This is a genomic window from Arthrobacter sp. Soil762 (genome assembly GCF_001428335.1).
Taxonomy (GTDB): domain Bacteria; phylum Actinomycetota; class Actinomycetes; order Actinomycetales; family Micrococcaceae; genus Arthrobacter.
In genome coordinates this window covers 229,862-241,328 of record NZ_LMSG01000018.1, presented here as the reverse complement: position 1 = coordinate 241,328, position 11,467 = coordinate 229,862, and the positions used below count along the sequence as shown (strand labels likewise).

Below are 11,467 nucleotides of genomic sequence, written 5' to 3'. Positions count from 1 at the left end.
TTTCGGCCGGCGGGAGACTGGCATAGGCCTATCTTCCGCCACCGATGTTTCCGCCTGCCGGTCGGTGCGTAACTTTTCCTTTGCGCAAATCTCACCGTTGCCGGGGCCCTGCACGCCTGCGTCAGGCCGGGGCCAGCACGCCCTTGTCCATCGAGTACCGGATCCAGCGGCCGGCGTCGTCCGTCCGCGAATTGTCGCTCTTCTTCGCACACCGCGCAAACCAGTCCCGGAGGGCGCGGTCGTGGCTGACCATAACCAGGGTCCCGGTGAAGCCTGCGAGCGCCTCCTCGAGCTGCTCCACGAGCACGGGAGCCAGGTGGTTCGTGGGTTCATCCACAATCAGCGTGCCGTAGCCGCCCAGCAGCAAGCGGGCCAGGGCAAGCCTGCGCTGCTGGCCCGCGGACAGGCTGCCTACCGGGACGTGGAACTCGCTGGTGCGGAACAGCCCCAGGCGCAGGAGTGCCTCGGCGTGCTCATCAATGTTGCCGCCGAGGCCCGCCGCGAAGGCCGGCAGCAGGCGGAGCGTGGGCCGTTGCGGCAGTTCGAGTTCCTGCTGTAAGTAGCCGATCCGCGCAGGCCGCTGAACCAACCCTTCGACGGGCTCCAGGGTTCCCGCCAGCACGGAGAGCAGCGTGGATTTTCCGGCGCCGTTCGGGCCGGTGATGAGGATCTTCTCACCCGTGCGGGCCGCGAAGTCAGTAACGCCCAGGCGGCCGGGAACCGCGACGCCGCGGGCAACGAGGACCGCCGACGCGGTCAAAAGGGAGTCGTCCCCGGATTCGGTGGCCGCCACGGAGGCACCCGAAGGAACCTCCGGTTCCACGGCGAGCTCCGCCGCAAGCCGCAGCGGCACCGGCGGTCGGTCAATGGGGCTCGCTTCCAGCCGCCGGAGCCGTTCCTGCGCGTTGCGGACCTTGCTGGTGGCCGCTTTCTGCCAAGTGCCGGCCTTGAAGTCGAAGCCCATCTTGTCGTTGTCGCGCTTGCGGGCATAGCCCATCCTGTCGGTCACGGTGTCCGCCTGCCGCTGCTCCGCCTCCATCGCGTCGATCCACTCATGGTACTGCTGCACCCAGCGCTGGCGTTCGGCGGCCTTCTCGCGGAGGTAGCCGTCGTAGCCGTTGCCGTAGCGGGTCACGGTACGGCGCTCGGCATCAACCTCAATCACGGTACTGGCCACCTTGCGGAGCAGCACGCGGTCGTGGGACACCACCACCACTGTCCCGCGATGGGCGGCCAGCCGGTCCTCCAGCCAGGCGGTTCCGCGGGCATCGAGATGGTTGGTGGGTTCGTCCAGGAGCAGGATGTCCGCCGGATCGGCCAGGACACACGCCAGCGCCACGCGCTCCTGCTCGCCGCCGGAGAGCGATCCCAGCGTCCGCTTCCGGTCCAGGCCACCCAGGCCCAGCCGGTCGAGCGCCGCCTCCACACGGGATTCCGCGGCGTAGCCCTCCCGCAGCTGGTACTCGGTCTGCAGCCGGCCGTAGGTTTCCAGCTCGTCGTCCTCGGCATCGGCGAGACCAGCCTCGAGCCGGTCAAGCTCGGCTTCGAGGCCGCGGAGTGAGGCCAGGGACGCGTCGACGGCGGCGCCCACCGTGAAGGATTCGGGCAGGCCGTGCGTCTGGGCAAGGTAGCCAACGCGGCCGTGGCTGACCGCAGTTCCCTCGTCGGGCGCTTCCAGCCCGGCCAGGATCCGGAGCAGGGTGGACTTGCCGGCGCCGTTTTCGCCGACGATGGCCACATGCTCGCCGGCCGTGATGACCAGGCCGATTCCGTCCAGCAGCAGCCGGTCGCCATAGCCATGGGAGACGCCGGAAAGGTTCAGGTGTTCAGTCAAGACAAGTCCTCGCAAGATTCCGCAGTGTGGCCGCCGGAACTGGTGCTCGACGGCGGCCCTGGATTCGGGGGAACAGCCCGGCAATGCCGGGCTGCTGCTCAGGACTTCATCGGTCCAGCTTCCCCGCCGGAAGCCCCAGCGTCAAGCCGGGACACCACCGGTGACACCATCATTCGCCGGAAAGCATTGACGTGACACCAGCATGACGTCAGAATGGTGTCATGCAACTCAACCAATACGTATCAGCCGTCCAGCATCAGCTGGGCGTCGCCGCCGAAGCCGGTGGCCCTGAGGCACGGGAACTCAGCGACCGCCTCACGGCCGCGCTGGAGTCCACCGTCCGGCTGGTCCTCCTCGAAGCCCTCTCCGACGCTGCCAGCGAGATCACCCTCGAGCTGGCCCCGGCGTCGGTGGAGGTACGGCTCCGGGGCCGCGATCCGGAGTTTGTGGTCACCAGTCCGCCCGCCGCCAGCGACTTCGAAGCGGTGACGGAACGGTCCAGCCAGCCTTCCCGTCAGGCCCCGGAAGAGTTCGACGGCGCCAGCACCTCCCGCACGACACTCCGCCTTCCGGATCACCTCAAGCAGCAGGTTGAAGAGGCCGCCGGCCTTGAAGGCCTGTCCGTGAACTCCTGGCTGATCCGGGCCGTGGCGGACGCCCTCAACGGGAACCAATCCACCCAACGCACCATTCGCCGCGATCCCGGCGAGCAGAACTTCACAGGATGGGCACGCTGATGAAAACCTTCGAGACCCCCCAACCAATCGCCGTCGTGGTGGACGTGTCCGTCCGTGCCGACATTCTGATTGTTGCCGGCAACCGCACCGACACCGTAGTCAACATCCGGCCCCGCGAGGCAACCCGGGCCCTGGACATTAAGGCCGCGGAGCAGACCACCGTGGACTACACGGATGGACGCCTGCAGGTAAGGCTGCGACCCCAGCGCCGCCACACCTGGTTCAGCGACGGCGGCGCCGTGGATATCACCGTTGAGGTGCCCATCGGCTGCAGCCTGGAGTTGAAGTCCGGAATGGGCGATCTCCGCTGCGAGGGCGACTTCAGCTCCGCCGAACTGAAGACGGACATGGGCCACGTCCACCTCGACCACTCCACGGAACTCCGGGTCCACACGGGCATGGGCGACGTGACCGTGGAACGCGTCGCGGGACGGGCCGAAATCAAGACGGGCTCGGGCAAGATCCGGATCCGGGAAATCGACGGTACCGCCAGCGTCAAGAACGGCAACGGCAGCACGTACATCGTGGATGCCGCCGGTGAACTCAAGGTCAGTGCCGCCAACGGCGATGTCTCCCTGGAACGCGCCGGCGACACCACCACCATCAAGGCCTCCAACGGCGACATCACGGTCGGCGAGGTGGCCCGCGGAACCCTCACCCTCCAGACCGCCGCGGGTTCGTTGGCCATCGGCGTCCGCGAAGGCAGCGCCGCGTGGCTGGACCTCAGCACCAAGTACGGGCGCGTCCGAAACGGACTCGATGCCACCACCGGGCCACGCGAGACGGACGCCAAAGTGGAGATCCGCGCCCGCAGCGCCTACGGCGACATCACCGTGCGGCGCTCCCCCGTTCCCACCCGGTAGGCAACGCGGGGCCTAGCCAACCAGAAGTGCGGCAGCCTTCCTGCGGCGGGCCTTCGCCAGCCGGGTGCCGATCAGTCCCTGCCGGGGGCTGAACAGGTAGACGGCGGCGAACACCACGCCCTGCGTGAGCACCACCATGGCGCCTGAGGCGGTGTCCAGGTAGTAACTGAAGTAGATGCCGGCGATGGAGCACACGGATGAAATCACCGGGGCGATGACCAGCATCCGGTTGAAGCGGTCCGTGAGCAGGTAGGCGGTGGCGCCGGGGATGATGAGCATGGCCACCACCAGCACCACGCCCACGGTCTGCAGCGCCACCACCGACGTCAGCGCCAGCAGCCCCATAAGCAGAGCCCCCAGCCGTTTCGGGGAGAGCCCGATCGCGTGGGCGTGCGTGGGATCGAACGCGTAGAGGGTCAGGTCGCGGCGCTTTAGGATCAGGATGACGAACGCGACGACGCCGAGCACCAGCACCTGGATGAGGTCCGGGATGCTGACGCCCAGGAGGTTGCCGAAGATGATGTGGTTCAGGTCAGTCTGGCTGGGCGTGACGGAGATCAGCACCAGGCCGAGCGCAAACAGCGAGGTGAACACAATGCCGATCGCGGCGTCCTCCTTCACGCGGCTGGTGTTGCGGACGACGCCGATCAGGGTCACCGCGATCAGCGCGAACACCAGGGCGCCGAGGGCAAACGGGGCGCCGACAATGTACGCCAGCACAACGCCCGGCAGCACGGCATGGGAGACGGCGTCGCCCATCAGGGACCAGCCGATCAGCACCAGCCAGCAGCTGAGCACGGCACAGACGATGGCGGCGAGCGCGGTGGTGATGATGGCGCGGACCATAAAGTCGTAGCTGAGCGGTTCGAGCAGGATGTCGAGGAGTTCCATGGGTCAACCCCTGCTCTCGGTGGTGGCGGGGTGGGCGGGTTCCGGGAGGTCGCGGTTCAGCACATCCAGGCCGAACGCCATGGCGAGGTTCTCCGGCTGCAGCACCAGTTCCGGGGCGCCGTGCATCAGGACCCGGCGCATGAGGAGCACGGCTTCGTCGCACAGATTGGGCAGCGCGTGCAGGTCGTGGGTGGAGATCAGGATGGTGCAGCCGTCGGAGGCGAGCTCGCGCAGCAGCCTGGTGATGGTGGCCTCGGAGCGCTTGTCCACGCCGGCGAACGGTTCGTCCAGGAGCATCATGGTGGCACCCTGGGCAATGCCGCGGGCCACAAAGGCACGCTTCTTCTGCCCGCCGGACAGCTGCCCGATCTGCCGCTCCGCGTACTCGCCCAGTTCCACACGGTCCAGCGCCAGATCGACGGCGGCGCGGTCCGCCTTGGAGGGGCGCCGGGTGAAACCCTGGTGCCCATAGCGGCCCATCATCACCACATCGCGGACGGACAGCGGGAACTGCCAGTCCACATCCTCGCTCTGCGGCACGTAGCCGATCCCGCCCTCCTTTCGCGCGCTGGTAGGTGACTGTCCGCCGATCAGCACGCGACCGGCGTCGGGCTTGATCATTCCCATGATCACCTTGAACAGGGTGGATTTCCCGGACCCGTTCATGCCGATCAGGCCGCAGATCCGGGCGGCGTCCACGGTGAGCGAGGCGGAATCGAGCGCCAGGACCTCGCCGTAGTGGACCGTGACGTTTTCAACGAGGATGGCCGGGGTGCCCATTACTTCGCCCCTGCTGAGGCGCCGGTGGACGTGCCGGCCAGGGCCTTGGTGATGACATCGGCGTCGTGCCTGATCAGGTCCAGGTAAGTGGGGACGGGCCCGTCGGCTTCGGACAGCGAATCCACGTAAAGTGTGCCGCCGAACTTCGCTCCGGTGGCGCCCACCACCTGCTGCATGGGCGCATCGGACACCGTGGATTCACAGAACACGGCAGGAACCTGGTTGGCCTTGACGTACTCGATGGCGCGCGTGATCTGCTGCGGCGTGGCCTGCTGCTCGGCGTTGACCGCCCAGATGTAGACCTCCTTGAGCCCGGCATCGCGGGCAAGGTAGGAGAAGGCTCCTTCGCAGGTCACCAGGGCGCGCTGGTTCTCCGGGAGGCCGGCGAGGCTTGCCTTCATCTCGTCCTGCACAGCCTGCAGTTCGGCCTTGTACGCGTCACCGTTGGCTTGGAATACCGCGGCGTTCTCCGGGTCAAGCTTGCTGAACGCCGTCACCATGTTGTCCACATAGATCTGCACGTTCACGGGCGACATCCACGCATGCGGGTTCGGTTTGCCCTGGTAGGAGTCCTCGCTGATGGACATGACCTCCACACCGTCGCTGACCACGGCGTGCGGCACGTCCAGGCCCTCCACGAACTGCCCGAACCAGGCTTCGAGGTTCAGGCCGTTGTCCAGGATGAGGTCCGCCTTGGCTGCCTTGCGGATGTCGCCGGGGGTGGGTTCGTAGCCGTGGATTTCGGCGCCCGCCTTGGTGATGGACTCCACGGTGAGCTTGTCCCCCGCAACGTTCCGGGCGACGTCGGCCAGGACCGTGAAGGTGGTCAGGACCACCGGTTTGTCACTGTCGCTGTTGCCTGACGCGGCACCCCCGCACGCGGTCAGGGAGAGGGACAGGACGACGACGACGGCGGCGGCGCCGGCAGCGCGGAACGCCGCCGATCCAAGGGCGAGGGTTCGGGCGGCGACTTTGGCGCGCCGAAACAAAAATTTAGGCATACCGAACATTCTACGCGACGCTGATCTGGCCCCGCAATGTGACGCCCGCCCGAACCAACGCTCCCGACCCCTCGTTGTGTGACTGTTAGCCGTTGGGCTCGAGTGAGCCTCCGCCGCATTTCAGTCTCCACGGAGCTGACAGCGGCACTGGCGGCTTGAGTCAACCCCTCCCAGCGGGGTGAGCTGGCGGGGAGGGGCCCGCCAGTAGATGCGTGCGCTGCGGCACTTCACCGCCTCCCGTGAAATCATCAACGACAAGATCTGGCAGGCCTACGCAGGCGACTTCAGGCCATTCCGGCGACGCGTTCACTATCCGGACAAGGGACCGTAGAACTCCGGTCAGTCCACGACCGGATCTCGACGGCTTCTCCGCGCACGATAATCCCGCCGAGCGGAGGAATCTCAACGGTGAGTCTGCTCGGGCGGCCGACATGGCTTCCCTGGAGCACCACCACCCGGCTGGGTGGTTCCACAAGCGAAAGCAGCCGGAGGTATCCACCGAAAGCGGCGGCAGCCGAACCGGTCGCCGGATCTTCAGTGATGGTGCCCACCGGGAAGAGATTGCGCGAATCAAACTCAGCCGCTCCGACCTTGCACAGCGTCGTCACGGTACCGGCCCAGCCCTGGGCGTCCATCAGCACACGCATGCGATCCGGGTCGAACACGAATGAGTCAAAGCTCCTTTGGTCAGCGAAGACCAATACTGGATGCCAGTTTCCGGCGAAGGCGACCATCGGAGGGTAGGCGCCGTGCAACTCGTCCCGACCCATGCCAAGCAACCCGAGCAGAGTGTCCAGTACACCGGCCGGAAACTCGGCCACGCGGGGCTCCACACTTGTAAAGGAAGCCGTCAGGGCAGCGCCCTGGCCCGCAGATTCGATCGCGACAGGCCCCACCGACGTATCGAACATAAACGTTCCAGTACCGTGAAGCCTCGACAGGGCGACGGCTAAAGCGATTGTGGCATGGCCGCAAAACGGCACCTCCGCAATCGGGGAAAAGTACCGGACACGGTTTCGACGGGCGTCTCCGCCAACCGCCGCCTCGGTGACAAAGACCGTTTCCGCGTATCCGACATCGGCCGCGAAGACCTGCATCTGGGCGTCGTCGAGATGGGTTGCATCCAATACGACGCCCGCCGGATTTCCTCCGTCAGGGGTCGTGGTAAAGGCGGCATAACGCAGTACAACAGAAGTCTGATTCATTGGTGCATCCTCGAGGGGTTGTAAAAATACGGGGGCGGTGGCGGCCAACAGGGCGAAGGGAAATGCGATTCCAGCACTAGTCCTGGACGGCCCGGCCGGCGATGGCGAGGGAGATGTGTCGCGGGAGGCGCTGGGCCATTGCGGCAAGCACGCGGTTTCCCCAGCCGGAGACGACGCTTACGGGTGTGGTGCGGCGATCGAGAGCGCGCAGGGCCGTGTCGATGACCTCGGTGGCGCTCTGCAGCCGGCCCACCGCGGCGGCCTGGCTCCCCAGTACCTCGAAGAACTCGGTCCGGGTAGCCCCGGGGCAGAGCGCGAGCACACGAAGGCCGGATTCCTTCGTTTCATGTGCCACCGCCTCGGTGAAGCTCAGGACAAAGGCCTTGGTTGCACCGTAGACCGCCATCCCAGGCACCGGCTGAAATGCCGCAGTGCTGGCCACGTTGATAAGTGCGCCCTTCCCGGCGGCGAGCATCTCGGGGAGGAATGCCCGCGTGGTGTCAACAAGAGAGGCCACGTTAAGGGAGATCTCCGAGGCGATGACCGCCGGGTCTTCCTCGACTAACGGACCGCTCGTGGCGAAACCCGCGTTGTTGATCAAAGTGTCGATGCGGATGCCCCGGCCGGCGAGCTCGTCCCGGACTTCCGCACCGGCTCCCGGACGACTCAAGTCCTTCGAGAGCGTAGTCACTGAAATGCCGTGGGCAACGCGCAGCTTCCGGGCGAGATCCTCAAGCCTGTCTGTCCGCCGTGCGACCAGCACAAGGTTTGCGCCGCGCGCTGCAAATCGTGCGGCAAACTCGGCGCCGAGCCCGGAGCTCGCTCCAGTGATGAGTGCCGTGGTTCCGGCGTAGGTCATGGTTGTGGTCATTTCGAATCCGATCCGTATTGCGACCACTTATGTAGTCGCTGCCAACATAGTAGGCATTGGCTACATTGTTGTCAATGACTACATCCTGGTTATACTGATCGCATGACCGATCAGTCCTACCATCACGGCAAGCTCCGCGAGGCGCTGCTCGCCCGTGCAACGGAATCCATCGAAGAAGCAGGAGTCGAAGGTCTTTCCCTGCGGCAGCTCGCGCGTGACCTGGGCGTCAGCCACGCTGCACCCGGAAAGCATTTCCGTGACAAGCAGGCCCTTCTGGACGCCCTCGCCCTTGACGGCTTCCGCGCCATGAACGCCCGCATAATCGGAGCGTCTGAAGCTGCCGGAGACCATCGGTCACGCTTTGTCCGGATCGCCAGCGCCTATGTGGACTTTGCCGTCTCCCACCCGGTCCTGTTGGCCGTGATGCACTCCACCAAGCACCATCCCGATGCCAGCGATGAGCTGCGCAGCATCGGCGAAGACGGCCTGCGCGTTGCCAGGGCACTCATCGCTGAAGCAATGGACGCCGGGGAGTTGGCCTCAGGCGACTGCGAGATGCTCGCGCTCGTCTGCTTCGTGAGCCTGCACGGAGCCGCTGTACTGGCCGCGGGCAACCTCCTGGATGGAACATCCATCGACTCCCTGACCGTTGCGACAACCGACCTGTTGTGGGCGGGAATGATCGCAGGCATACCCGCGACCCAGGAAGCACCCGGAGCGGTGCATGAGCCGCTCCGCGAGTTGACCCGTCGTCATGAATCGTGAGACCGGGCCGGCGTCCAGGCAACCAAGACCGTTAACGGGATATGGCGGATTTATCGCAGCTTGAACTGGCGCTTTGCCGATCGCGTAGCTTCCACCTGGCCAGGCATGGATCGGGACGACTCGTTGCTCTATCACATTTCGTCGCTTTGCCCCCGGTTTGGGGACCAAAAGTGATAGCTCAGCGGGTGGGAGGCGGGGAGCTAGGCTGAAGACATGGCCACCACACACCGGAAACCACCCGCGCCGCAGCCCGAGCTGTACCGGTTTTCCAGCCTTGATTTCACCACCGTCGGCCTCTACGTGGCCGTGGCCGGACTCTTCGCCGTCGCCGGGGAACTGCTGGCCCCGTTCATCCGCCAGCTGGCTCCCAGCCCGGCCGCGGCATCGTACGCCGTTAACCTCATCTTCTATGGCTCGATCGGGATCCTGGCTCTGGCTGCCGCTCGCCACGTCGTGGCCCGGGACCTGCGCGTGCTGGCCACCCGTCCGTGGTTCACGCTACTGATGGTGCCCGCGGCGGTGGTGGCCATGATGATCCTCACGGCGGTTGTGGTGTCGGCAGGCGGCGGAGTGGAGACGTCGGCAAACCAGGCCGGACTGCAGGCTCTGATGCAGCAGGTGCCCGCCTGGCTGATAGTGCCGGTCCTGGTGGTGGTGGGCCCGTTTGTGGAGGAATACATCTTCCGGCACCTCCTGATCGGCAAGCTCAGCCGCCGGCTCAACATCTGGCTGTGCTGCGCCCTGTCCGTGGTCCTCTTTGCCGGCATCCACATCGCGGGCCAGGAGGCCATCACGTTCAGTGCGCTGCTCCCGTACCTGGCCATGGGCGCCACGCTGGTCTTTGTCTATGTGTGGACCGGGAAGAACCTGATGTTCTCCTACTTTGTGCACGCGGCGAAAAACCTGCTGGCAGTCATCTTCATCTACGCCATCCCGCCAGAGCTCTTTGAGCAACTGCAGCAGGTCCAGCCCTGACAGCTGGCGGCCAGCCACCAGCCACAGGGAACCCCTACCCAGCCGCCGCCCGCCGTCGTATTTTGGTGGGATGGGACTGAACATCCAGATCGTTGTGGACAGCAAGAACCCGCATGAGCTCGCCGATTGGTGGGCCGAAACCCTGGACTGGGCGGTGGAACCGCAGGACGAAAGCTTCATCCGCTCCATGATCAGCCAGGGCTACGCTACGGACGCCGAGACGCTGGTCCACAAGGGCAAGCTGGTGTGGAGCACCGGCTCCGCCATCCGCCCGGTGGAGGAAACCGAGGCAGCCGCCCCTGCCCGCCGTATCCTGTTCCAGACTGCGCCGGAGGGAAAGACCGACAAGAACCGCGTCCACTGGGACGTTCGGCTGGATGGCCGGGACAAGGACGACGTCCGGCAAGAACTGGAAGCCCGTGGCGCCAGCTTCCTCTGGACGGCCAGCCAGGGCCCGCACGAATGGCACACCATGGCCGATCCCGAGGGCAACGAGTTCTGCATCAGCTGACCCGATTACTAGACTTGTCCGGTGAGCAACCAACTTCCCGCCAAGGTGTCCGACGTCTTTGACCCCACCCGCTGGCGCACCGTGTCCGGATTCGACGACTTCCAGGACATGACGTACCACCGGCAGGTTGAGCGGGACACCGACGGCACAATAACCAGGGACCTGCCCACGGTCCGCATCGCCTTCAACCGCCCGGAAGTCCGCAACGCCTTCCGCCCCGGCACCGTGGACGAGCTCTACCGCGCCATGGACCACGCCCGCATGACCCCGGACGTCGCCACCGTCCTGCTCACCGGCAACGGCCCCTCCCCCAAGGACGGCGGACACAGCTTCTGCTCCGGCGGGGACCAGCGCATCCGCGGCCGGGACGGGTACCGCTATGCCGACGGCGAGACCACGGAAACCATCGACCCCGCCCGCGCAGGCCGGCTCCACATCCTCGAGGTCCAGCGGCTTATGCGGACCATGCCCAAAGTGGTCATCGCGGTCGTGAACGGCTGGGCTGCCGGCGGCGGGCACTCCCTGCACGTGGTCTCGGACCTCACCATCGCCTCCCGCCAGCACGGCAAGTTCAAGCAGACGGACGCCACCGTGGGAAGTTTCGACGCCGGGTACGGCTCGGCGCTGCTGGCCCGCCAGATCGGCCAGAAGTCCGCCCGCGAGATCTTCTTCCTTGCCCGCGAGTACTCCGCGGACGACATGGTCCGCATGGGCGCCGTGAACGAGGCCGTGGACCACGAGCGCCTCGAAGAGGTGGCCCTGGAATACGCCGCGGACATCGCCCGGCAGTCACCGCAGGCCATCCGGATGCTGAAATTCGCCTTCAACCTTGCCGACGACGGCCTGGCCGGCCAGCAGGTCTTCGCCGGCGAAGCCACCCGCCTGGCCTACATGACGGACGAGGCGGTGGAAGGTAAGGAAGCCTTCCTGGAGAAACGGGACCCGGACTGGTCCCGCTTCCCGCACTACTTCTAGGCACCACGTCCAGGCACAAACTTCCAAGCCGACCGGCCCCAGGCCCCGGCTGACTTCAA

At 66.0% G+C, this 11,467-nt stretch carries 12 protein-coding genes; 6 read left to right on the top strand and 6 right to left on the bottom strand.

Going from position 1 to position 11,467, the window contains the following annotated elements; translation table 11 throughout:
- Positions 1-121: 121 nt before the first annotated feature.
- Positions 122-1,834 (bottom strand): ABC-F family ATP-binding cassette domain-containing protein, encoded by a 1,713-nt coding sequence (locus ASG77_RS13745; RefSeq protein ID WP_056346392.1) that lies wholly within the window; start codon positions 1,832-1,834, stop codon positions 122-124.
- A 221-nt stretch (positions 1,835-2,055) separates the two neighbouring features.
- Between ASG77_RS13745 and ASG77_RS13740 the strand changes: the two genes are divergently transcribed.
- Both ASG77_RS13740 and ASG77_RS13735 read left to right on the top strand, forming a co-directional pair.
- Entirely contained in the window at positions 2,056-2,571 is a 516-nt protein-coding gene (locus tag ASG77_RS13740; protein ID WP_056346390.1) for a hypothetical protein, read from the top strand.
- Positions 2,571-3,434, top strand: coding sequence for a DUF4097 family beta strand repeat-containing protein (locus ASG77_RS13735; RefSeq protein ID WP_056346543.1), 864 nt, complete (start codon positions 2,571-2,573; stop codon positions 3,432-3,434). The genes ASG77_RS13740 and ASG77_RS13735 overlap by 1 nt, the downstream gene beginning before the upstream one ends.
- Before the next feature lie 12 nt (positions 3,435-3,446).
- Here the strand turns inward: ASG77_RS13735 and ASG77_RS13730 are convergent, their stop codons facing one another.
- The 5 genes from ASG77_RS13730 to ASG77_RS13710 form a co-directional block, all read right to left on the bottom strand.
- Entirely contained in the window at positions 3,447-4,325 is an 879-nt protein-coding gene (locus tag ASG77_RS13730; RefSeq protein ID WP_056346386.1) for a metal ABC transporter permease, read from the bottom strand.
- Positions 4,326-4,328: 3 nt separating this feature from the next.
- Positions 4,329-5,105 (bottom strand): metal ABC transporter ATP-binding protein, encoded by a 777-nt coding sequence (locus ASG77_RS13725; protein ID WP_056346384.1) that lies wholly within the window; start codon positions 5,103-5,105, stop codon positions 4,329-4,331.
- On the bottom strand, positions 5,105-6,106 hold the full coding sequence (locus tag ASG77_RS13720) for a metal ABC transporter substrate-binding protein (protein ID WP_056346381.1): 1,002 nt from the start codon (positions 6,104-6,106) through the stop codon (positions 5,105-5,107). Before ASG77_RS13720 ends, ASG77_RS13725 begins: the two co-directional genes overlap by 1 nt.
- A gap of 284 nt (positions 6,107-6,390) precedes the next feature.
- Positions 6,391-7,359, bottom strand: coding sequence for a PhzF family phenazine biosynthesis protein (locus ASG77_RS13715; protein WP_327019624.1), 969 nt, complete (start codon positions 7,357-7,359; stop codon positions 6,391-6,393).
- 28 nt (positions 7,360-7,387) lie between these two features.
- Positions 7,388-8,182 (bottom strand): SDR family NAD(P)-dependent oxidoreductase, encoded by a 795-nt coding sequence (locus ASG77_RS13710; protein ID WP_056346379.1) that lies wholly within the window; start codon positions 8,180-8,182, stop codon positions 7,388-7,390.
- Positions 8,183-8,284: 102 nt separating this feature from the next.
- On the opposite strand from ASG77_RS13710, the gene ASG77_RS13705 reads away from it, so the two are divergent.
- The 4 genes from ASG77_RS13705 to ASG77_RS13690 all read left to right on the top strand — a co-directional run bounded on the left by ASG77_RS13705 (position 8,285) and on the right by ASG77_RS13690 (position 11,408).
- Entirely contained in the window at positions 8,285-8,947 is a 663-nt protein-coding gene (locus ASG77_RS13705; RefSeq protein ID WP_056346377.1) for a TetR/AcrR family transcriptional regulator, read from the top strand.
- 213 nt (positions 8,948-9,160) lie between these two features.
- Positions 9,161-9,922 carry a CPBP family intramembrane glutamic endopeptidase gene (locus ASG77_RS13700; protein WP_056346375.1) on the top strand — a complete coding sequence of 254 codons (762 nt, stop codon included), beginning with the start codon at positions 9,161-9,163 and terminating at the stop codon, positions 9,920-9,922.
- A gap of 70 nt (positions 9,923-9,992) precedes the next feature.
- Positions 9,993-10,433 carry a VOC family protein gene (locus ASG77_RS13695; protein ID WP_056346373.1) on the top strand — a complete coding sequence of 147 codons (441 nt, stop codon included), beginning with the start codon at positions 9,993-9,995 and terminating at the stop codon, positions 10,431-10,433.
- A 21-nt stretch (positions 10,434-10,454) separates the two neighbouring features.
- On the top strand, positions 10,455-11,408 hold the full coding sequence (locus ASG77_RS13690) for a 1,4-dihydroxy-2-naphthoyl-CoA synthase (RefSeq protein ID WP_056346371.1): 954 nt from the start codon (positions 10,455-10,457) through the stop codon (positions 11,406-11,408).
- The last annotated feature ends 59 nt before the right edge of the window (positions 11,409-11,467 follow it).

Excerpts from the sequence above, each read along its gene's own strand:
- ASG77_RS13740 (WP_056346390.1), top strand. The coding sequence starts at position 2,056 with ATGCAACTCAACCAATACGTATCAGCCGTCCAGCATCAGCTGGGCGTC.
- ASG77_RS13735 (WP_056346543.1), top strand. The coding sequence starts at position 2,571 with ATGAAAACCTTCGAGACCCCCCAACCAATCGCCGTCGTGGTGGACGTG.
- ASG77_RS13730 (WP_056346386.1), bottom strand. The coding sequence starts at position 4,325 with ATGGAACTCCTCGACATCCTGCTCGAACCGCTCAGCTACGACTTTATG.
- ASG77_RS13725 (WP_056346384.1), bottom strand. The coding sequence starts at position 5,105 with ATGGGCACCCCGGCCATCCTCGTTGAAAACGTCACGGTCCACTACGGC.
- ASG77_RS13720 (WP_056346381.1), bottom strand. The coding sequence starts at position 6,106 with ATGCCTAAATTTTTGTTTCGGCGCGCCAAAGTCGCCGCCCGAACCCTC.
- ASG77_RS13710 (WP_056346379.1), bottom strand. The coding sequence starts at position 8,182 with ATGACCACAACCATGACCTACGCCGGAACCACGGCACTCATCACTGGA.
- ASG77_RS13705 (WP_056346377.1), top strand. The coding sequence starts at position 8,285 with ATGACCGATCAGTCCTACCATCACGGCAAGCTCCGCGAGGCGCTGCTC.
- ASG77_RS13700 (WP_056346375.1), top strand. The coding sequence starts at position 9,161 with ATGGCCACCACACACCGGAAACCACCCGCGCCGCAGCCCGAGCTGTAC.
- ASG77_RS13695 (WP_056346373.1), top strand. The coding sequence starts at position 9,993 with ATGGGACTGAACATCCAGATCGTTGTGGACAGCAAGAACCCGCATGAG.